Annotated in this window: 22 protein-coding genes; 3 read left to right on the forward strand and 19 right to left on the reverse strand. The window is 64.5% G+C overall.

All coding sequences use genetic code 11. From position 1 onward, the window contains the following. Window positions 1-11 precede the first annotated feature (11 nt). Window positions 12-647: a vWA domain-containing protein gene (locus tag EDC35_RS14250; RefSeq protein ID WP_207896248.1), complete on the reverse strand. Its 636-nt coding sequence runs from the start codon at window positions 645-647 to the stop codon at window positions 12-14. A 259-nt stretch (window positions 648-906) separates the two neighbouring features. On the opposite strand from EDC35_RS14250, the gene EDC35_RS14255 reads away from it, so the two are divergent. Both EDC35_RS14255 and EDC35_RS14260 read left to right on the forward strand, forming a co-directional pair. Further along, the gene (locus EDC35_RS14255) at window positions 907-1,218 is read left to right on the forward strand and encodes an FAD assembly factor SdhE (RefSeq protein WP_132977935.1); all 312 of its coding nucleotides are present in this window, start codon (window positions 907-909) and stop codon (window positions 1,216-1,218) included. Between the two features lie 6 nt (window positions 1,219-1,224). Beyond that, a complete protein-coding gene (locus EDC35_RS14260; RefSeq protein ID WP_165903442.1) occupies window positions 1,225-1,689 on the forward strand; it encodes a protein YgfX in 465 nt (154 codons plus the stop codon). 59 nt (window positions 1,690-1,748) lie between these two features. Here EDC35_RS14260 and EDC35_RS14265 read toward each other — a convergent pair whose 3' ends face one another. Beyond that, window positions 1,749-2,249: a hypothetical protein gene (locus tag EDC35_RS14265; protein ID WP_132977936.1), complete on the reverse strand. Its 501-nt coding sequence runs from the start codon at window positions 2,247-2,249 to the stop codon at window positions 1,749-1,751. Window positions 2,250-2,363: 114 nt separating this feature from the next. Between EDC35_RS14265 and galE the strand changes: the two genes are divergently transcribed. Next, entirely contained in the window at window positions 2,364-3,377 is a 1,014-nt protein-coding gene (gene galE, locus EDC35_RS14270; protein ID WP_132977937.1) for a UDP-glucose 4-epimerase GalE, read from the forward strand. A gap of 277 nt (window positions 3,378-3,654) precedes the next feature. Here galE and EDC35_RS14275 read toward each other — a convergent pair whose 3' ends face one another. The 17 genes from EDC35_RS14275 to cysK all read right to left on the reverse strand — a co-directional run bounded on the left by EDC35_RS14275 (window position 3,655) and on the right by cysK (window position 21,176). After that, window positions 3,655-4,137 (reverse strand): GNAT family N-acetyltransferase, encoded by a 483-nt coding sequence (locus tag EDC35_RS14275; RefSeq protein ID WP_132977938.1) that lies wholly within the window; start codon window positions 4,135-4,137, stop codon window positions 3,655-3,657. Window positions 4,138-4,150: 13 nt separating this feature from the next. Further along, complete coding sequence (locus EDC35_RS14280; RefSeq protein WP_165903443.1) at window positions 4,151-4,435, reverse strand: type II toxin-antitoxin system TacA family antitoxin; 285 nt, start codon at window positions 4,433-4,435, stop codon at window positions 4,151-4,153. Between the two features lie 291 nt (window positions 4,436-4,726). Next, window positions 4,727-5,179, reverse strand: coding sequence for a GNAT family N-acetyltransferase (locus EDC35_RS14285; protein WP_165903444.1), 453 nt, complete (start codon window positions 5,177-5,179; stop codon window positions 4,727-4,729). 39 nt (window positions 5,180-5,218) lie between these two features. Beyond that, window positions 5,219-6,340 carry an alanine dehydrogenase gene (ald, locus tag EDC35_RS14290; RefSeq protein ID WP_132977941.1) on the reverse strand — a complete coding sequence of 374 codons (1,122 nt, stop codon included), beginning with the start codon at window positions 6,338-6,340 and terminating at the stop codon, window positions 5,219-5,221. Window positions 6,341-6,383: 43 nt separating this feature from the next. Further along, window positions 6,384-7,052, reverse strand: coding sequence for a methionine ABC transporter permease (locus tag EDC35_RS14295; protein ID WP_132977942.1), 669 nt, complete (start codon window positions 7,050-7,052; stop codon window positions 6,384-6,386). Beyond that, complete coding sequence (locus EDC35_RS14300) at window positions 7,045-8,094, reverse strand: methionine ABC transporter ATP-binding protein (protein ID WP_132977943.1); 1,050 nt, start codon at window positions 8,092-8,094, stop codon at window positions 7,045-7,047. Before EDC35_RS14300 ends, EDC35_RS14295 begins: the two co-directional genes overlap by 8 nt. Window positions 8,095-8,291: 197 nt before the next feature. Then, a complete protein-coding gene (locus EDC35_RS14305) occupies window positions 8,292-9,089 on the reverse strand; it encodes a MetQ/NlpA family ABC transporter substrate-binding protein (protein ID WP_132977944.1) in 798 nt (265 codons plus the stop codon). 209 nt (window positions 9,090-9,298) lie between these two features. Then, entirely contained in the window at window positions 9,299-10,513 is a 1,215-nt protein-coding gene (locus EDC35_RS14310) for a trans-sulfuration enzyme family protein (protein ID WP_132977945.1), read from the reverse strand. Continuing rightward, a complete protein-coding gene (locus EDC35_RS14315) occupies window positions 10,510-11,898 on the reverse strand; it encodes a pyridoxal-phosphate dependent enzyme (protein WP_132977946.1) in 1,389 nt (462 codons plus the stop codon). The genes EDC35_RS14310 and EDC35_RS14315 overlap by 4 nt, the downstream gene beginning before the upstream one ends. 151 nt (window positions 11,899-12,049) lie before the next feature. Then, the gene (gene metX / locus EDC35_RS14320) at window positions 12,050-13,213 is read right to left on the reverse strand and encodes a homoserine O-acetyltransferase MetX (RefSeq protein WP_132977947.1); all 1,164 of its coding nucleotides are present in this window, start codon (window positions 13,211-13,213) and stop codon (window positions 12,050-12,052) included. Further along, window positions 13,210-14,532, reverse strand: a complete 1,323-nt coding sequence (locus tag EDC35_RS14325) for an O-acetylhomoserine aminocarboxypropyltransferase/cysteine synthase family protein (RefSeq protein ID WP_132977948.1) — start codon at window positions 14,530-14,532, stop codon at window positions 13,210-13,212. Before EDC35_RS14325 ends, metX begins: the two co-directional genes overlap by 4 nt. Window positions 14,533-14,547: 15 nt before the next feature. Beyond that, the gene (locus tag EDC35_RS14330) at window positions 14,548-15,207 is read right to left on the reverse strand and encodes an RBBP9/YdeN family alpha/beta hydrolase (RefSeq protein WP_132977949.1); all 660 of its coding nucleotides are present in this window, start codon (window positions 15,205-15,207) and stop codon (window positions 14,548-14,550) included. After that, window positions 15,204-16,028: an EAL domain-containing protein gene (locus EDC35_RS14335; RefSeq protein WP_132977950.1), complete on the reverse strand. Its 825-nt coding sequence runs from the start codon at window positions 16,026-16,028 to the stop codon at window positions 15,204-15,206. The genes EDC35_RS14330 and EDC35_RS14335 overlap by 4 nt, the downstream gene beginning before the upstream one ends. A gap of 429 nt (window positions 16,029-16,457) precedes the next feature. Further along, the gene (locus EDC35_RS14340; protein WP_243651691.1) at window positions 16,458-18,167 is read right to left on the reverse strand and encodes a family 2A encapsulin nanocompartment cargo protein cysteine desulfurase; all 1,710 of its coding nucleotides are present in this window, start codon (window positions 18,165-18,167) and stop codon (window positions 16,458-16,460) included. Continuing rightward, window positions 18,160-19,092: a family 2A encapsulin nanocompartment shell protein gene (locus EDC35_RS14345; protein WP_132977952.1), complete on the reverse strand. Its 933-nt coding sequence runs from the start codon at window positions 19,090-19,092 to the stop codon at window positions 18,160-18,162. The genes EDC35_RS14340 and EDC35_RS14345 overlap by 8 nt, the downstream gene beginning before the upstream one ends. A gap of 123 nt (window positions 19,093-19,215) precedes the next feature. After that, window positions 19,216-20,202, reverse strand: a complete 987-nt coding sequence (epsC, locus tag EDC35_RS14350) for a serine O-acetyltransferase EpsC (protein WP_132977953.1) — start codon at window positions 20,200-20,202, stop codon at window positions 19,216-19,218. Then, window positions 20,199-21,176 carry a cysteine synthase A gene (cysK, locus tag EDC35_RS14355; protein WP_132977954.1) on the reverse strand — a complete coding sequence of 326 codons (978 nt, stop codon included), beginning with the start codon at window positions 21,174-21,176 and terminating at the stop codon, window positions 20,199-20,201. Before cysK ends, epsC begins: the two co-directional genes overlap by 4 nt. Between the last annotated feature and the right edge of the window lie 27 nt (window positions 21,177-21,203).

Below are 21,203 nucleotides of genomic sequence, written 5' to 3' on the forward strand. Positions count from 1 at the left end.
GACGGGGCAGGTTACAACTGGATCTCGGATGGCAGTGGCGGCAGCGCGTCTGCGTCTCCGGTGCCGGCATGGCCCGAGCCGACGGCGACGCTCGCCGACACCCATTTGAAGAAACCCGCGAAGGCGGCGGCGTCGAGTGTGTCGAGCGCGATCACCTGCGCGGTAAGCTCGCGCAGATAATCCTGCCGGGCCTTGGGTCCGGCGGCACAGGCGACGATTGAGCCGAAATCGCGGCGCCTGATCTCGGGGATTGTCTGGCGAAAGGTATGCAGATCGGACGGACTGCCATCGGTCATGACGAACAGCAGCGGACGCCAGTCGCCCCGGCTGTCGGGCGTGCTCTTTCTGACATCGCGGTCAACGCACCGGATCAAGAGTTCCAGCGCGGCGCCCAGGAAGGTTGCGCCGGAGTCGGGCGCGCGAATATCGTCGAGCCGGATCGCGTCCAGGGGCGTAAGCGGCAGATATTCGCGCGCCTCGACATCGAAGGTGATGATCGAGAGATGGACGGTCTCCAGCGCATAGGGATCCTGCCGCAGCGCGCTGAACATGCTTTGCAGCCCGGCATTGACGGAGTGGATGGGTTCGCCGCGCATCGATCCCGAGGTGTCGAGCAGGATATAGACGGGGAGTCTTCTGATACTCATTGTTTCCACCGTTGGCGAGCCGGCCGGGAGCAGGGGTTAAAATCGCATTTAAGCCGAAAATGCCGGGCGTGCAAAGAATTTCGATGTCTTGATCCGGCAGTCGGCCATTGCGGCGCGGCACTGGAGCGGCGACAGCCATTGACGGGTTATCATGGGTCACGCCCGATCATCCCTGAATGCCCGTTACTGGGCGCTCAATTGACCGCCATCCACCAAGACCGCCTGCCAGATCAGACGCGGTGCAACCGGGACGACTGACATGACTGATTTGACCGCGACCGCCGACGAGGCCACCGACCTGGAAATCCGGCGACTGCGCTGGCAGTGCCGGCGCGGGATGCTGGAACTCGATCACCTGCTTGACCGCTTTCTCGATCTCGGTTACGCCGCTCTGAATGAGTCGGAACGGGCGACCTTCCTGGCGCTGCTCGGCCAGCAGGATACGCTGTTGAGCGACTGGTTCATGTCGCGCGCGGAGCCACCGGATCCGGCGTTCGGTGCGCTGATCCGGCGCATCGTCGAGGTGGTGGGTGAGCGTCCCCATGATCAGGCGCCGGCTGATCCCGACTGATCCGGCATGGGCGCGCATCGCGAACGCCCACCGCTCCTGATCCGTCCCCGACGGTCACGTCAACTGGCGATCTTTGTCGGGCTGGTTCATGGTCTGGCGTTTGTGGTCGTGCTGGCCCTGCCGATCGGGCTCTATCGTCTCCCCTTACTGCTGCTGATCGGTCTTGGCTGTTTCCGGGTTATCTCCGCTCAGGTGCTGAGACGTTCGCCCCGTTCGATTCAAACGGCGCTCTGGCAATCGGACGGAAGCTGGTTTCTGACCTTTGTCGATGGTCGGCAGCAGGAGGTGACCCTGTCCCCATCGACCTTCGTGAGCCTGTCGCTGGTAGTGCTCAATTTCCGCGCCGGACGACTGCGCCGCTATGCGATCCCCTTGTTTCGCGATGCGCTCGATCCCGAGACGCTGCGTCGGCTGCGCCAGCGGTTACGCAGCGATGGCGCGGTCAGTGCGCCGGATCCGGATGCCGTTTGAGGCTGCTCGTTGGCGGAGAATGGCGGACACGAGTGGTCCGCCTGAACTGAAACGCCAGCTTACTGAACGGCTGGCTGACTTGCGCTGGCCTGATACCAGGCATTGCCGTAGAACCCGCCGCCGACCGCGCCCAGGGTCTGCATCACCCCTTTGAATGCCTGCGCGCCCATGCCGGCGCCGCTTCCTGCCGCGCCGGCGCCCATGCCGGCACCCATTCCGGCTCCGGCACCCGCGCCCATCCCGGCGCTACCGGTCGCCCAGCAATACAGCGGCACAATCAGCCCCTCGGTCAGGATTCCGGCAATCACGGCACCGCCGATCACCCCGGCAGAGACCGCCAGCGCCTGATAACCGTCGAAGGCCGATTCGGCCTGGACGGCGGGTGCTGGTGCGGAGGTCACGGCGGGTGCAGGTTCCGGCACCGCCATCGGTGCGGGCGCTGCCGTTGGCACGGCGATGGGCGCAGCGGCGCCCTCGGTCTGGGCTTGCGCATCGATGGCTGTGAGCGCCAGGGTTGCCGCGATCAAGGCTGTACGGGAAAACGATTGACCAGTCATCATTCATTACCTCATCGATTGTGGGTGCCACCAGTCTAGCGGGTCTTGCGTCGCTCCATACGCCTGACAGGCTGTTAAACTGGCGGCTGGTTTCAATTCATCAAGGCGAGCGTTGCAATGCGCATTCTGGTCACAGGCGGCGCGGGCTATATCGGCAGTCATACCTGCGTGGAACTGCTGGATGCGGGGCTGGAGGTAGTGGTCGTCGATAATCTGAGCAACAGTCGCGAGGAATCGCTGCGGCGGGTACGCACGATCACCGGCAAGCCGCTGACCTTCGTTCAGGCCGATCTGCGCGACCGCGCGGCGCTGAACGCCATCCTGCGTGATGGACCATTCGATGCCGTGATTCATTTCGCCGGGCTCAAGGCGGTAGGTGAATCGGTCGCGATGCCGCTGGCTTACTACGACAACAATCTCGGCGGCACCCTCACGCTCTGTCAGGCACTGGCCGCAGCAGGCGTGCGCAATCTGGTCTTCAGCTCATCCGCAACCGTCTATGGCGATCCGGCCAGCGTGCCGATTCGGGAGGATTTTCCGCTCTCCGCGACCAATCCCTATGGTCGCTCCAAACTCTTCATCGAAGAGATTCTGCGTGATCTGCATGTCTCGGACAGCGACTGGAACATTTCATTGCTGCGTTATTTCAACCCGGTCGGTGCCCATCCGAGTGGACGCATCGGCGAGGATCCGCAGGGCATCCCGAACAATCTGATGCCCTATATCGCCCAGGTCGCGGTCGGCAAGCTGCCGCGACTGCGGGTCTTTGGCGACGATTATCCGACCCCGGATGGAACCGGCGTGCGCGACTATATCCATGTGGTCGATCTGGCGCGCGGCCATCTCGCGGCGTTGCGCAGGCTCCAGACAGGGCCAGGCGTGATGGTGCACAACCTGGGCACCGGTCAGGGCTACAGCGTGCTGGAGATGATCGCCGCCTTCGAGCGGGCGAGCGGGCGGACCATCGACTATGAGATCGTCGCCCGGCGTCCCGGCGACATCGCCGCCTGCTACGCCGATCCGACCCGCGCCCGCGTCGAGCTGGGCTGGCAGGCCGAATATGGGATCGACGACATGGTGCGGGATGCCTGGCGCTGGCAGGCGGGGAATCCGCTTGGATATGCAGAGTAGACGGCTTGCAAGTGATCCTGGAACTGAGGTTCCCTCGGTTTTTCGTCTTCCAAGGGAGTCTGACTGATTCCCTTGTTGCCTGGGTTCCTGAGGGCAACGAGACCGCCATCCCTGCCTGGAACAGCACGGTACCCGGATCATGGAGGTCGCGGGGATGTCTGCCGCGACGGAGGAAGCCGAGCGGCCACCAGCCGGTCAACCGGGCAGGACGTAGCCGGCCTCCAGCGCCAGCGTCGCTTGCTGCCCCGCCACTTGGCGCGCCCGTGAGCTGTCGCACTCACAGTCGCTTGATGGTTGCTGTGGGCAACCACAGGGTCAGCGGCGCATCGGGAAACCGCTCGAATTCATAGCGTTCATACCAGGCCCGCGCCCGCGCGTGCTTGGCATCGACGATTACACCGATCATGCCGATCTCCTCCCCCAGCCGCGCGCAGCGTTGCAGCGCGTCCACCAGGAGACGCTCACCCAACCCCTGGCGTTGGTCGCGCTGGTCGACAGCCAGGCGGGCCAGCCGTGCGGCCGGCAGGGGGAAGCGGGGAAATCGGGTCGCATACGCCGGTGGCAAATGGTCTTTGAGGATGGCTGCCATGGCCAGGCTGTAGAACCCCAGAATCCTCGGCCCCTCGACGGCCACATAGGTGCGACTCACGTTGGCTGCGGCATGTTGGCGGGCGAAGCGGCGCAGGTACTGATCCAATTCCGCTTCGCCGCAGGAGAAGGCACGGCGATGATGCACCGTCGTCAGGGGCTCGATCAGCATCCTCGGCGCGGACTCACGAGCCTGTCTGCTCGGCTTGCCAGGCACGATAGCGCTGCATCGCCGCCGCCAGCTTGGGGCGGGGTTGGTCGAGGTGGTCCAGGGCGTCGACGAAAGCCTCCCAGTCGCGCGGGGTCAGGGTGAGCGATTCCGCCTCACCCAGCACGGCCTTGGCGCGTTCCTGGGCGGCACTCAGCAGAAACGCACTCACCGACATCCCCGCGATGGCGGCCGCGCGGCCAATCAATGCCTTCGTTTCCGCCGATGTGCGCAGATCGATTCGTTCCAAGGCGGCATGCATGTCAGACTCCTCACCAAGACGGGAAATGTACGGAGTCATGATAGGCGGGCTTCAGCGTGCGCGCAAGGCGCGCCTCTGAGCCACCGTGGCGCAACCTCTGCAATCCAGACGGGAGCCAACCGCAAAACGGTGCCGCACGCAAGGGACCGTTTTGCCCTGACGAACCCCGTGCACTGGGATAGGCTTGCCTTGTCTGCTGCCACCAGCGAGCAACCCATGGCCAATGCAATCCGATGCGCTGCGATACGCTGTTCAGTGATGCGTCAACCTCGATACCGGGGCGTTCGAGGATCAGCGCAGACACCGATGCATCAGGACGGCATTGACCGGACAGATGGACGCGAACTGGCGGCTGCGCCGAATGGCGGGCGGCGCCTGGTTCCGCTCGATACGGGAGAAGCCGAAGTGGCGGGCGAGCGGTTCGATACTGGTGGTCAGGACATAGACGTCGGCGATGCCCGTGACGGCCAGTCGCTGAAGCGCCCAGTCGGTCATGACCCGACTCCAGCCCTGACCACGCCGCTCCGGCGCTACTACCAGTGAGCGCAGAAGCGCGATCTGGCCGGTCGCTTCCCAGCCAATGCAACCGATCATCCCGCCGTGTTCCTCGCGAAAGCGGAAAAAGCGCCGCTCCCGGTCGGCTGGTGTCTCGACCAGATCTGCAGTGGGCAAACCGGCCTCACGCAGGATCGCTGCCAGTGCCGGATCATGTGCCTCAACCTCGTCGATGAGCGGTTCGGTCATCTCATCTATTCCTCTGACGGTGTGCGGTTCTGTCGTCATTCAACTTCGGACCAGCGTATCCACCGGAGCAATAAAATCTAGTTGCTGGGCCTCCGCCACGGCCTGCTGGCAGAGCTGTCCTGCTGCGACGTTCAAACCATCGAGCAGATGCGGATCATCGCGCAGCGCCTGTCGCGGACCTTTGTCCGCCAGCGCCAGGACGAAGGGTAGGGTGGCGTTGTTCAGCGCCAGCGTAGCGGTACGGGCCACGGCGCCCGGCATGTTGGCGACGCAATAGTGCACGACGCCCTCGGTCACGAAGGTCGGATCCTGATGTGTGGTTGGACGCGAGGTCTCGAAACAGCCACCCTGATCGATGGCGACATCCACCAGCACCGCGCCCGGCTGCATCCGGGCGACCAGCTCGCGGCTGACCAGTTTGGGCGCGGTGGCGCCGGGGATGAGCACCGCGCCGATCACCAGATCCGCCTCCAGCACCGCCGTCTCCAGATGCTGGGTCGTGGACAGGCGCGTCCTGATCCGGTTACCGAACCGCTCATCGAGCCGGCGCAGGGCGTCGATGTCTCGATCCAGCGCCGTCACCTCGGCCCCCAGACCGACGGCCATCGCGATGGCGTTGCGTCCCACGACGCCTGCACCGATTACGGCGACGCGGGCCGCTTCGACACCCGGCACACCACCGAGCAGTACCCCGCGTCCGCCCTGCGCCTGTTCGAGACAATGGGCACCGGCCTGGATCGCCAGTCGTCCCGCCACCTCCGACATGGGCGCGAGCAATGGCAGGTGTCCGGCCCCATCGGTAACGGTTTCATAGGCGATGCAGAGGGCACCGCTCGCGAGTAGATCGCGGGTCTGCGCGGGATCGGGGGCCAGATGCAGGAAGGTGAAGAGCGTGTGATGCGGCTTGAGCCAGGCGCGCTCCGTCGCCTGCGGCTCCTTGACCTTGACGATCAGCTCGGCCTGATCGAAGACCTCGACCGCTGAGGGCAGGATCACAGCCCCGGCGGCGCGATAGTCTGCATCCGCGAAGCCGATCGCCGCGCCGGCCTGGGTCTCGACGACGACCCGATGGCCTCTGGCGGTCAGCTCACTGACCGAGGCCGGCGTCAGGCCGACGCGATATTCGTGATTCTTGATCTCTTTGGGTACGCCAATTTTCATCGTGTCATCCTCTCAATTTTGGATGATGCAGGACGGTGTTCAGTCAGACACCTTTCTTGTCGGCATGTTTGGCCAGCCGGTCGCCCAGGGTCTGGACCAACTGCACCAGGATCACCAGTGCGATGACGGTGACGATCAGCACATCGGTCTGGTAACGGTAATAGCCGAAACGGATCGCCAGGTCGCCCACCCCGCCGCCGCCGACGATGCCGGCCATGGCCGAATAGCCGATCAGGCTGATGAGCGTGACCGTCAGCGCCCGCAGGAAACCGGCGAGAGCCTCGGGAAACAGCACGGTGGCCACGATGCGCAGGGGGCTGGCGCCGAAGGCCTGTGCCGCCTCGATGATCCCGGGATCGACCTCGCAGAGGGCGGCTTCCACCAGACGGGCGTAAAAGGCAATGGCTGCCACCGACAGCGGCACGGTCGCAGCGGCGGGTCCGATGGTGGTGCCGAGTACGAATTGGGTAAACGGCAGCAGCAGGACCAGCAGAATGACGAAGGGGATGGAGCGGATGATGTTCACCGTCACACTGCCGGTGGCGTAGGCGGCTTTGTTGTCCCAGAACAGCCGACGCTCGGCGATAAAGAGCAGGAATCCCAGGGGCAGCCCGCCGACGATGGCAAAAAAGCCGGAGATTCCGACCATCAGGAAGGTTTCGCCGAAGGCGTGGACCAGGTCAGCGGTCAGAGAAGCCCATTCGCTAGGCATGCAGCACCTCCACGCGGGCCGAACCCTGCCGGATGAAATCGACGGCGGCGGCGATGCGCCCTGTCAAGGGTTCGGTGATATGGGCGGCATGAGTCGAGCATTCCTGTAATTCGCCGAGCAGGGCCACCAGCAGCCCGATGGCCCGATTGTTGATGTATTCGATCTTGCCGTGCAGGATATTGACGGAGATGCCGAAGCGCAGCGCGGCCTCCGACAGCAGCGGATGTTCGGCGCGCTCGCCAAGAAACAGAATCTTGAGCAGCGTGCCCTGAAGATTCGCCGTCAAGCGTTCCGGCAGATCCAGGTTGAAGGTCCGATCAACGAGCTGGCGCGTGAACGGGTGTTCCGGTCGGGCAAAGATGTCATAGACATCGCCCTGCTCGACGATACGACCCTGATCCATCACCGCCACCCGGTCGCAGATCGTCTTGATGACGCTCATCTCGTGGGAGATCAGGACGATGGTGATGCCCAGCCGCCGGTTGATCTCCTTCAACAGTTCGAGGATCGCGCCGGATGTCTCCAGATCCAGCGCCGAGGTTGGCTCATCGCACAGCAGGACTGCCGGATGATTGGCAATGGCGCGGGCAATGCCCACGCGCTGCTTCTGCCCGCCGGAAAGCTGTGAAGGGTAGACCTGCACCTTGTCGCTCAGGCCGACGAGATCCAGGATCTCCGGCACATGCGCGGCGATCTCCGCAGCCTGCTTGCCGGCCACCCGTAACGCAAAGGCGACATTGTCGAAGACCGTGCGGGTGTGCATCAGATTGAAATGCTGAAAGATCAGGCCTGTCTTCTGCCGCTCGCGACGCAGCGCGGCCCCTTTCAGGTCGGTGATGTCCCTGCCGTCCAGCCGCACCCGGCCTGCGCTCGGTCGTTCAAGCAGATTGATGGTGCGCAACAGGCTGCTTTTACCCGCACCGCTGGCCCCGACGATACCAAATACCTCGCCTGTCCCAATGTGCAGCGACGCCTGATCGACGGCGCGTATGACCTGATCCTTGGTGCGAAATTCGATGGAGATATTCTGTAGTTCAATCACCTGGCCTGTCCTCGGTGTGGCGGGTGGCGATCCACCGCGCCACGGTCAGTCATCCGCCATCAAGCGTTTTGATATCGGGTCGTTCGCCGATCAAACCTGATGTGGCTGGTTATTGGATTGCGATCCCTGGGGAAACGCCAGCAATGAGAAGGTCCGGATGTCATCCGACAACCGGACCTTGAACACCGGGCGTTCAGTTACTGGGCGCTCTTGGATGCCAGACGGTCCGTGATCCAGTCGGGGCGCTGGAAGGACTTGAAGACGCGATTCGGATCGTCAATGACGGCGATGAACTCATCGGATTCGATGACCGCAGCGATATCCTTGACGAATGGCTTATCTTTGTCCGGGGTCCGCACCGCGAGAACGATTTTGACGTTCTCATCCAGCACTTCCAGCTCCAGTGCACTGGCGAGATCCAGTCCGGCCGCAATGGCGTAGTTGCCATTGACGACCGAGGCCGTCGCGGTGTCCAGGGTGCGTGGCAGTTGAGCGGCTTCGAGCGGTTTGAAGACCAGTCCGCGCGGATTCTGATCGATATCCTTTTCCGAGGCCGTCGTGGGATCGATGTTCTGATTGAAGGTCAGCAGTCCAAGCTTGGCCAGAAAGCGTAGCGCTCGGGCCAGGTTGGTCGGATCGTTGGCCAGCGTGATGACGTCGCCTTTTTTCAACTCGCCGAGCGATTTGATCTTATTGGAATACAAACCAAGCCCGGCGGTCGGCACCGCGATGATTTCCGAGAGATCCAGACCTTTATCGGCGGAGAACTTTTTCAGATAGAGAACATGCTGAAAGAGATTGGCATCGATGCTGCCATTGGCGAGCGCCAGGTTCGGCTGTACATAGTCGCTGAATTCTTTCAAGACGACCTTGTAGCCTTTCTTTTCCAGCCCCGGTTGAATGGCCTGCTTGATCAGATCGCCATAAGGGCCTGGGGCCACACCGAAAACGATGGTTTGATCTGCCGCGTAAGCGGTTGAAAGGATGCCGGTCATAAAAACGAGAACCAAGGCCGGCACATGATTTGCGAGACGGTTAAGCAATGAACTGAGACGCATGATTTGACTCGCTCCTGAAATAGGAAGATTAACCCGGAGATGATGGTAACAAGTCATTCTTTTCGTTAGAAAACGATTTAATCTGCGATTGATAGCAGGTTTTTGATAATTGCATTTGGGGGGCGGATTCCTGTCTCTGAAATCGCCTAAACGGTTAGCGTGCGGGCGAGCGCTTGTCTGAGGTCGCGCTTGAGATCATCGACATCCTCAATCCCCACCGAGAGACGCACCAGCGCGTCGCCGATCCCCGCGCGGGCGCGCTGTTCCGCCGGGATGGTCGCGTGAGTCATGATCGCCGGATGCTCGATCAGGCTCTCGACCCCGCCCAGGCTCTCGGCCAGGGCGAAGACCTCGCAGGCCTCCAGAAAGCGTCGGGCGCCGTCGAGATCGGTATCGAGTTCGAGCGCGATCATGCCGCCGAAGCTGTGCATCTGGCGGCGCGCCAGCGCGTGCTGCGGATGTGAGGGCAGACCGGGATAGCGAACCCGACGGATGCCGGGCTGCGTCTCCAGCCAGCGCGCCAGTTCCAGCGCATTCTCGCCATGACGCTGCATGCGCACCTGGAGCGTTTTCAGTCCACGCAGGGCGAGAAAGCAGTCGAATGGACTCGGGATGGCGCCCACCGCGTTCTGCAGAAAACCGAGCCGTTCGCGCCATTCGGCCTGGCGGGGTTCGCCGCTGACGATGGCGACCCCGCCGATCACATCCGAGTGTCCATTGAGATATTTGGTGGTCGAATGCACCACGATGTCGAAGCCCAGTTCCAGCGGGCGCTGGATATAGGGACTGGCGAAGGTATTGTCGGCGACGGCGATGAGGTCGTGACGGCGGCAGATGATTGCCAGCGCATCCAGGTCGACCAGCTTGAGCAGTGGATTGGTCGGTGTTTCCACCAGCAGCATCCGGGTCTCGGGACGGATCGCCGCGATGAGCGCCGCCGGATCGGATAGATCCACGAAGCTGAAACTCAGACCGGCGCTGCGTCGCCGCACCCGTTCGAGCAGCCGGTAGGTGCCGCCATAGAGATCGTCGCCAGCGATGATGTGCGCGCCGGAATCCAGGAGTTCGAGCACCGTGGCGATGGCAGCCAGCCCCGAGGCAAAGGCGAACGCCTGCGCGCCGCTCTCCAGGTCGGCGATGCAGCGCTCGAAGGCAAAGCGCGTGGGGTTGTGCGAGCGACCGTAATCCAGACCCTGGTGTACCCCCGGACTGGACTGGGCATAGGTCGAATTGGCATAGATCGGCGGCATGAGCGCGCCGGTCGTTGGATCGGGGGTCTGACCCGCATGAATGGCGCGGGTGCCGAAACCGGGTCGCGCGGGCGTGCCCGGTTCCGCTTCAAGGTCAAAGGCTCTGCTCACGACAGACTCCGGCGCAGATGGTTGAGCAGATCGACACGGGTGATGAGTCCGTGGAAGCCGGTCGCGTCGGCGACGATGGCGACCAGATCCTGATCCAGCACGCGCTGAAGCGCCTCCAGCCCCGCATCCGGGGCCAGGGTCTCCAGCGCCTGGGTCATGGCGCTGGCGGCGGTGGCGTCGAAATGGGACGGATCGGCCTGCACCCGCAGCAGCAGATCGGACTCATCGATCAGGCCGACGATGCGGCCATCATCGATCACCGGCAGCTGCGAGACATCGGCATAGCGCATGCGCTGGAAGACGGTCTTGAGGGTATCGGTCGGGGCGACCTTGATCACCGAGCCTTCCTCATAGCGGCGGGCGACGATGTCGCGCAGATCGCCGAAGTGGGGCCGCGCCAGCAGTCCCTGATCGATCATCCAGTTGTCGTTGTAGACCTTGGACAGATAGCGGGTGCCGGTGTCGCAGACGAAGGAGACGACCCGCTTGGGCGCGGTCTGTTCGCGGCAGTAACGCAGCGCGGCGGCGACCAGGGTGCCGGTCGAGGAGCCGCCGAGCAGACCCTCCGCCCGCAGCAGCTCGCGCGCCGTGGCGAAGCTCTCGGTATCCGGGATCGAATAGGCATGACGCACCGCCGAGAGATCGGCGATGCCGGGGACGAAATCCTCGCCGATGCCCTCGACCGCCCAGGATCCGGCCTCGCCGAAGGCGCCGGTGTGCACATAGTCGCAGAGGATCGAGCCCGCCGGATCGGCCAGGACGAATTCGACCGCCGGATCCGCCTCGCGGAAGAATTGCGTCAGACCGGTCAGGGTGCCGGCGGAGCCGACCCCGCAGACGATGGCATCGAGCGCATGACCGGTCTGCGCCCAGATCTCGGGGCCGGTCGATTGACGATGGGCCGCCGGATTATTCGGGTTGTTGAACTGGTCGGCAAAAAAGGCACCGGGGGTTTCGCGGGTGAGACGGGCGGCATAGTCCTGGTAATAGTCGGGATGACCCTTGCCGACATCCGAGCGGGTGATGTGCACCTCGGCACCCAGCGCCTTCAGATGCAGGATCTTCTCGGTCGACATCTTGTCGGGCACCACCAGGAGGATCCGATAGCCCTTGGCGCGGGCGACCAGCGCCAGACCCAGCCCGGTATTGCCGGCAGTGGCCTCGATGATGGTGCCGCCGGGCTGGAGCCGACCGCTGCGTTCGGCGGCCTCGATCATCCAGAGCGCCACCCGATCCTTGATCGACCCGCCGGGATTCTGGGACTCCAGCTTGAGAAAAAGCTGGCAGGGGCCGGTATCCAGGCGCGTGATCTCGATCAATGGGGTATTGCCGATCAGATCGAGGACGGCGGGGCGGCTGGTGTGTGCGTTGATGCTGTCTGACATGGTGTTCTCCGCCCTATCGCACGCGGATCGAAGGGGCGCTGCAAGGTGGTTGTCTGCTGTGCACTGTAGCGATCTGGATCGCGAGGCCGAACGAAGAAAATCGCAGATGGTTTGCAGTGAAAGTGAAATGGCGGCGTTTGTCGTGTCTTGGTCATCCCCATGCGCGGTTCAGGGTCGAGCGCCGATGCGATTGCGGGCAGGAAGCCTGGACGGACGTGTGTCTCGCAGGCGCGGCGTGATCGACCGCCTGCCGGGACTTGAAGGCCAGCAGACCGGCCTGAAAACGGGCGGCATCGATCAGGAAGCCGTCGTGACCGTGCGCGGAGTCGATGGGCAGCCAGGTGGCATTGGGGATCAGGCTCGCCAGCTCCAGTTGATCGCCGGGCACATAGAGCGCATCGCTGGCGATCGAGCCCACCAGCACCGGCTGGCGGATGGCGCGCAGGACGGACGCATAATCGTCGCGCTGGCGACCCAGATCATGGGTATCCATCGCATCAAGCAGCACCCGATAGCTGTTGGCGTCGAAGCGTTCGGTCAGCGCCCGGCCATGATGACGCAGCCAGCCCTTGACGGCGAAATCGTCGGGGGTCTGCGCCCGCACGCCGAAGATCTCGCCGCCCGTCTGCCGCCCAAATCGCTCGCTCAACGAGCGCGGGCTGCGGTAGGTCGCCATGGCGATGGCGCGCGCGGCGGCCAGGCCGGCCACGGGCGGGTCGCGTGGGTCGTAATCGCCGTCGGCATAGTTGGGATCGGCGGCCAGCGCCAGACGCTGGGCCTCGCTCCAGACCAGACACCAGGGTGAATGACGTCCGCTGGCGGCAAGGGTCGCGACCGCCCCCACCCGCACGGGATCGAGCAGCGCCCATTCCAGCGCCTGCAAGCCCCCCATGGAACCGCCGATGACGAGCCGGATGCGCCGGATGCCGAGCGCATCGGCCAGCGCCATCTGCGCCCGTACCTGATCGCGCAGGGTGACGATGGGGAAGCTGCGGCCCCAGGGTCGGCCATCCGGGGCCGGACTGGTGGGGCCGGTGGTGCCATAGCAGCCGCCCAGGACATTGCTGCACAGAATGAAATCCTGCTCGGGATCCAGCACGCGACCCTGACCGAAGAGCGGCGCCCACCAGCGGTCGGCATCCGCCGATCCGGTCAGGGCATGACAGACGACGATGGCGTTGTCAGCCGCCGGGGCCAGTGTGCCCCAGGTGCGGTAGGCGATTCTGACCTCAGGCAGGAAGGCGCCGGATTCAAGCGCGAATGGCTGACCGAGGGTCAGCCACCGGGTTTCATCATGGAGCCGGAACGGCGTCACGCGGCATCCTCGGAGGCGCGTCGCAGCGCCTGATCGAAGTCGGCCTTGATGTCTTCGATGTGCTCGATGCCAACCGAGACCCGGATCAGATCCGGGCGCACCCCGGCCTGACGCTGCTCCGCGTCGCTCAGTTGCTGATGGGTGGTCGAGGCCGGATGGATGACCAGGGTCTTGGCGTCGCCGACATTGGCCAGATGACTGGCCAGCTCGACATGGTCGATGAAGCGCTGCGCCGCTTTGGCACCGCCCGCAATCCCGAAATTGAGCACCGAGCCAAAGCCATTCCGGAGATAGCGTTTGGCCTTGGCGTTGTAGAGGTTGTCCGGCAGACCGAGATACTCGACCCAGGCCACCTGCGGATGCGAGCGGAGCCATTGCGCCAGTTCGAGGGCATTGTCGCCATGACGCTGCACCCGCAGCGACAGGGTCTCGACCCCCTGGATGAGCTGGAAGGCATTGAAGGGGGACAGCGCCGCGCCGATGTCGCGCAGCCCCTCAACCCGCGCACGGATGGCGAAGGCGATGTTGCCGAAGGGGCCGCCGCTGCCGAAGACCTCCCAGAAATTCAGCCCGTGATAGCCGGGGGCGGGATCGGTGAAGAGCGGGAACTTGCCGTTGCCCCAGTCGAAGGTGCCGGCATCGACGATGATGCCGCCGATGGAGGTGCCGTGTCCGCCGATCCATTTGGTCGCCGAGGCCACCACCACATCCGCGCCGAAGTCGATCGGGCGGGCGACGAAGCCGGCGGCGCCGAAGGTGTTATCGACGATCAGCGGGATGCCGTGCGCATGGGCGAGTGTCGCCAGCGCCTCGAAGTCCGGCACGTTGAAGCGCGGATTGCCGATGGTCTCGACATAGAGCGCCTTGGTGTGTTCATCGATGGCCTGACGGAAATCGTCCGGATCGTCGCCATCGACGAACGTCACGCCGATCCCCAGACGCGGCAGCGTGACCTTGAACTGGTTGTAGGTGCCGCCGTAGAGATAGCTGGTCGAGACGATGTTGTCGCCGGCCTGGGCGAGGGTCGTCAGGGCCGTGAACTGAGCGGCCTGGCCGGAGGCGGTCGCCACCGCCGCCACGCCGCCTTCGAGCGCGGCGATGCGCTGCTCGAAGACATCGGTGGTCGGATTCATGATGCGGGTATAGATGTTGCCGAATTCCTTGAGCGCGAACAGACGTGCGCCGTGATCGGCGTCGTTGAAGGTATAGGAGGTCGTCTGATAGATCGGCACCGCGCGCGCGTTGGTACCGGGCGCGGGCGACTGACCGGCATGGACCTGGAGCGTTTCGTAGCGATAGTTGGTCTTGAGGTCGGTCACGATTGAATTCCTCGATCAAAGGGTCTGAGTGGCGTGGATGGTAGACGGTCGTGGTGTTCGCAAAGCGGGACCGGCACGGCGTGCGGGGATCGGCATCACGGGTCGCCGCTGGAAGCGTCCGGATTGCAGGGCGCGCAGCAGCACCAGTCCCTGCGGCCAGGGACCAAAGCCCGAGTCGATATTGATGTGGCCGGCATCGCCGATGTCGATCACCGCGCTGCCCCAGAGCCCGGCCCAGTGCTCGATCGTCTCCAGACGCATCCAGGGATCGTTGCGGCTCGCCACCACCAGGCTCGGGAAGGGCAGTGGCGTGGACGGGAGATCCACCGCCAGCGAGCGCTGACCGTTACGTCGCGTCCCGGTGCGCACCCCGTTGGGCGAGAAACGCTCCGGATCCGCCGGGGCCACCAGCAGCGCGCCAGCGATGCGTTCGCCCAATCCCCGGCTGGCCGTCACGGCGGTGAGACAGCCGAAGCTGTGTGCGACCAGCCACACCGGGCCGGGCGCTTCCAGGATCGAGCGCCGCGCGGCCTCGGCCCACTGGCTGAGGACGGGCGATGCCCAATCGATGCCCGTGACGCGCCGCGCGCCGGGCAACCGATCCTGCATCCAGGTCTGCCAGTGCGTCGGGCCGCTGCCGTGATAGCCGGGGAGGATGAGGACGGTCCGGCTCATCGGGCGGCCTCCCGGATCGGCAGGTGGGCGACCGCCTGAAACAGCTCGCCTTCGACCAGCTCGGCGCCCAGTGCCTGCGCGCGTTCGAGCGCCTCGGCACTGGCGATGCGCTCGATCCAGAGACCGATGCCGTGGGACTGCGCCTGCCGGCCCCAGGCGCTCAGGGTTTCCTGACCGTGTCTCGACGCCAGCGTCGGCACCGGTATCCCAACCCAGCCCACGCCGAGTTCGCGCAGCAGGGTCCAGTCGGTGTCCTCGACATCGGGACGGGTCGCCAGCAGGCGGTAGCCGTGGCCGATAAAGCTCCGGGCCGCCGCCTGCACATGCGGATCCTGCTGGAGCGCGCGGCCATTCAGACGCAGCACGACCTGAGCAGGCGCCAGCCCCAGCCGGTGGAGCAGCTCCTGAAATACCTGACCATGCTGCTCCGGAATGGCGCTGACATGGCGCAGGTGCACATCGACGGCCAGCCAGGCGTCGGCGTCATGCCCTTCGCTCAGATGATGCAGGGCGTGAAAGGTGCGCAGAAAACGGTCGAGAAAGAGCACGTCCTCGGCATCCCAGGCATGGACATAGAGCGACTCCGGGCGCATCGGATGTCCGCGACTGGTCTCGACCCGGAGTTGTGCGCGATAGGCGACGAGTGCGCCATCGGCGGGACGCACCACCGGCACCTGATGCGGGAAGAGGCGAAAACCCGCAATCCCGGCGGTGAGCACGCGATTGTGATAGCGAAAACCGGCCTGTTGGCTCAATCGCGCGGTCGGGTGCAATTGATGCAGACGCTCGTTGAGATACTCGACAACGCTGGACAACGGCATGGCGGCCTGTCTCCCTCAGAAAATGGGGCGGATCGGGATGATCCTGGGAGTGGACGATAGCGTCTGGTCGTCGCGACAGGAAAGAATATGAACTGATTTCTTTATATTGGCAGGGAATAAATCCCGCGAGGCGGGGCAGTCCGCCTCGCGCCGCAGAGGATGGGTCAGTCTGGCGCAAAAAGCCGCGCCGGATCGTCCGCGCGCGGCGGCCAGCAGCCAGCGTTTGAGCTGGTCGCGGTCGCGGTCGCGGTCGCGGCAGGCGAGGATCCGCTCGCGGTCGGGAGATGGCGAAGGTTTGGAGTATAAAATTGAACAGACTGGCGAACCGCGACCGCCCTGGCTCATCCTCCGCCGCACGGACCCGAAACCCTGGGCCGTCCCTGGCCCGATCCATCTCTCCCTGAATGCCCCTGACGACTGTTGATCCGGTCAGTGACCACTGTTGGAGAGTGTGCGGTGCGCCAGTCGCCGCAGCGCCCGCACCAGGGTGTCGATCTCCTCGTGGGTGTTGTAGAAGGCCAGCGAGGGTCGCACCGTGGCCTCCAGCCCGAAGCGGCGCAGGATCGGCTGGGCGCAGTGATGCCCGGCGCGCACCGCGATGCCTTCGCGGTTGAGCGCCTCGCCGATGTCGGTCGGACGATGTCCCTCCAGCACGAAAGACAGCACACTGGTCTTGTCGGGCGCGGTGCCGATCAGACGCAGTCCGGGCACCTGTTGCAGGGTCTCGGTGGCATAGAGCAGGAGTTCATGCTCATAGCGTGCGATGCGTTCGCGTCCGATCGACTCCACATACTCCAGCGCGGTCGCCAGACCCACCGCATCGGCGATGTTGCCGGTGCCGGCCTCGAAGCGCGACGGCGGGTGCTGATACAGCGTCCGCTCGAAGGTGACGTCGGCGATCATGTTGCCGCCGCCCTGCCAGGGCGGCATCGACTCCAGCACGTCCGCCTTGCCATAGAGCACGCCGATGCCGGTCGGGCCGAACACCTTGTGACCCGAAAAGACCAGAAAGTCCGTGTCCAGCGCCTGGACATTGACCGGCAGATGCGACACCGACTGCGCCGCATCCACCAGCACCTTCACCCCAGCGGCATGTGCCAGTTCGATGACCTCGCGCACCGGCGTGACGGTGCCGAGCGCATTGGAGACCTGACTGATGCTCACCAGCCGGGTGCGCGGCGTCAGCAGACGCTGATAGGCGTCGAGCAGGATCTGGCCGTGATCATCGACCGGGATGACGCGCAGCTTCGCCCCCTTCTCGATCGCCAGCTGCTGCCAGGGCACGATGTTGGCGTGGTGCTCCAACTGCGAGACGATGATCTCGTCGCCCTCGCCGATGTGCTGCCGACCCCAGCTCTGGGCGACCAGATTGATCGCCTCGGTCGTCCCGCGCACGAAGACGATCTCCTCGGGCGAGGACGCGCTGATGAAGCGCGCGACCGTCGAGCGTGCCTGCTCATAGGCTTCGGTCGCCCGCGCCGCGAGGGTGTGGGCCGCGCGGTGGATGTTGGAGTTCTCGTGGGCATAGAAATGGGCCAGACGGTCGATCACCACCTGCGGTTTCTGGGTGGTTGCCGCGTTGTCGAGCCAGATCAGCGGACGCCCGTGGATGCGCTCGGCGAGGATCGGAAAGTCGCGCCGGATCGTGGCGACATCGAAGACCTCGCGTGCGGGCCGGATGGCGGCGGGCGCGGTGTGCGGGAGTTCGGTCGTCCGGGCGTCGAGGAAATAGAAGCCGCTGTCGTGCGCTGGTGACGTGTCCGCTGTGGTGGTGACGGGGCGCGAGAAGACCCCCGACAGCAGACGCTGCAAGTCCGCTTCGCCCGGTAGGCCGAAGGTATCGGGTTGGAGCCAGTCGCCCGGATTGGCGAACGGGGCCGCTGCCAGATCAGCCAGTCCGAGTCCAGCGACAGCATCCGGCGGCGTCAAATGATCGCTGTCCAGTGCCGGTGCCCCCGACCAACCGGATGACCAGCCGCCCGCACTGGCCGCTTTGGCTGATTCCAGCGCGGACGACAGGATCTCCGGCGCGACCGCCTGACGCAGACCGGCGATCATTTCGTGCGCCAGCCGCTCCAGGGTGCCGACATCCGGGAAGCCGACCGGCCAGCCACTGCCCGCCCCAATGGTCTCACTCATAGGTGTGGGCGTATTCATGGTACTTGCCGACCTCCACATCATCGAGTACGGCCAGGGCATCTTCGGTCAGAATCGCCAGCGATGTGTATTGCGAGATCAGATAGGAGGCGATGGCGCTGCGGTTGATCCCCATGAAACGCACTGACAGCCCCGGCCCCTGCTCGCCAGCCAGGCCCGGCTGATAGAGCCCGACCACGCCCCGGCGCTGCTCGCCGACTCGCAGCAAGAGGATCTTGCTCTTGCCGTCCACCACTGGCACCTTGTCGGAAGGGATCAGCGGCAGACCGCGCCAGGTGATGAACTGGGAGCCGAAGAGACTGATGGTTGCCGGCGGCACGCCGCGTCGGGTGCATTCGCGTCCGAAGGCGGCAATCGTCAGCGGATGGGCGAGGAAAAAGGCCGGCTCCTTCCAGACCTTGACGATGAGTTCGTCCAGATCGTCCGGCGTCGGTGCGCCGCTGCGGGTCGAAAGACGCTGGCCCGGATCGACATTGGCCAGCAGGCCATAGTCGGCATTGTTGATCAGCTCGCGTTCCTGACGCTCCTTGATGGTCTCGATGGTGAGTCGCAGTTGATCCTTGATCTGGTCGTGCGGGCTGCTGTAGAGGTCCGACACCCGGGTGTGGATGTCGAGCACCGTGCTGACCGCATTGAGGAAATATTCGCGTGGCTTGTCCTCGTAATCGACGAAGGTTTCGGGCAGGGTCGTCTCTTCGCGCCGCTGCGAGAGCGCGACCTCCACCCGTGACGGATCCTTGACCTTGTTCAAACGGTAGATACCCGCCTCGACCGGCACCCAATGCAACAGATGCAAGAGCCAGCGTGGTGTGATGGTGACGAGTTGCGGCGGGGTCTTGGTCGCGTTGGCCAGTTGGCGGGCGGCATCGTCGCTCAGTGCGTGATGCAGTTTCTGGGTCTCGGCCATGAAGGGCTCTCCTGATGTGGGGTGTTTGGAAATTTTTTCGACAGGATTAACAGGATTAAAAACAGGCTCTTAAAAAATCCTATCAATCCTGTTAATCCTGTCTAAAGCGTTCCCGGAAAATCTCTACAAGGATTCAAGGAAGGTTTGCGGGAAATCGTTTTCCCTGAAGGCGGACGCCTGTTGCGAGTCGGCCTGGGTGACATGGCTGCCGGGCGGCAGGCTGTGGGTCAGCCAGACATTGCCGCCGATGGTTGAACCGCGTCCGATGACGATGCGTCCGAGCACCGTGGCCCCGGCATAGATGACCACGTCATCCTCGACCACCGGATGACGCGGCAGACCCTTTTGCAGACCGCCCTGGTCATCGACCGGAAAGCGTTTGGCGCCCAGGGTCACGGCCTGATAGAGCCGGACGTTCTCGCCGATGACCGCCGTCTCGCCGATCACCACACCGGTGCCGTGGTCGATGAAGAATCCCTTGCCGATCTGCGCGCCGGGGTGGATATCGATGCCGGTCTGGCCGTGGGCGATCTCGCTGATGATCCGTGCCACCAGCGGTACGCCCATCCGATACAGCCGATGGGCGAGACGGTGATGGATGATTGCCAGTACGCCCGGATAGCAGAGCACCACCTCATCGACGCTGTGCGCGGCCGGATCGCCACGGAAGGCGGCATCAATGTCGGTATCGAGCAGGAGGCGGATGGATGGCAGATCGGCGGCGAATTCGCGCACGACACGCACCGCCCGGATCTCGATGTCGTCGCTGCCCCGTCCGGTGTGACGGCTCGCATAGGCCAGTTCCAACCGGATCTGCTGATGCAGTGCATTGAGCGCATGGTCAAGGGTGTGACCGACGTAATAATCCTCGGTCTCCTGGCGCAGCTCGGGCGGACCGAGCCGCATCGGGAAGAGCAGCCCGCAGAGATCGTGAACCACAGTCTCCAGCGCCTCGCGCGAGGGGAACTCGCGCCCGCCCGATTCACGCTCGCGCTGGTGCGCGATGCGCCAGCGTTCGCGCGCCGCACGCAGCCCGGCGACCACTGGGGCCAGATCCCAGTGCGCCGGAGGACCGGCGTTGAGTGGCGTGACATTGTCCGGTCGGCTCATATGGCAACGCCCTTCTCGTCGAACAGCCCCTCAAAGAGAATCGAGCTGAGATACCGCTCACCGGAATCCGGCAGGACCACGACGATAGTCTTACCGCTGTGCTCCGGACGCTGCGCGAGCCGCGCGGCGACCGCGACCGCCGCGCCGCTGGAGATGCCGGAGAGGATGCCTTCCTCACGCGCCAGACGCAGGGCGTACTGCACGGCCTCCTCGTTACTGATGGTCTCGATGAGATCGACCAGCGACAGATCCAAGGTGTCCGGGACGAAGCCGGCGCCGATGCCCTGGATCTTGTGCGGGCCGGGCTTGAGCAGTTCGCCGGCACGGGCCTGGGTCAGTACCGGGCTGGCCTCGGGCTCGACCGCGACCGAGAGGATGGGCTTGCGCTGGGTCTGCTTGATGTAGCGCGAGATGCCGGTGATGGTGCCGCCGGTGCCCACGCCCGAAACCAGGATGTCGATCTGGCCCTCGGTGTCGTGCCAGATCTCGGGGCCGGTGGTGGTCTCGTGGATCGCGGGATTGGCCGGGTTCTTGAACTGTTGCAGCAGCACATAGCGCTCGGGATCGGCGGCGGCGATCTCCTCCGCCTTCGCCACCGCCCCGCTCATGCCCTTGGCCCCTTCGGTCAGCACCAGTCTGGCGCCATAGGCCACCAGCAGCTTGCGCCGCTCCAGACTCATGGTCTCGGGCATGGTCAGTGTCAGCGGGATCCCCTTGGCGGCGGCGACGAAGGCCAGCGCGATCCCCGTATTGCCGCTGGTCGGCTCGACCAGCTCCTTGCCGGGGCCGAGCAGACCGCGCCGCTCGGCATCCCAGATCATGGCCGCGCCGATCCGGCACTTGACCGAATAGGCCGGATTGCGGCCCTCGATCTTCGCCAGCACGCGGGCGGGCGCGCCATCGGTGACACGATTGAGGGCCACCAGCGGGGTGCGGCCGATCGACTGCGCATTGTCTGCAAACCAACTGGACATCGGGAGTGCTCCTCAGGCCGGATCGGC

The organism is Thiobaca trueperi (assembly GCF_004342175.1).
Taxonomy (GTDB): Bacteria; Pseudomonadota; Gammaproteobacteria; order Chromatiales; family Chromatiaceae; genus Thiobaca; species Thiobaca trueperi.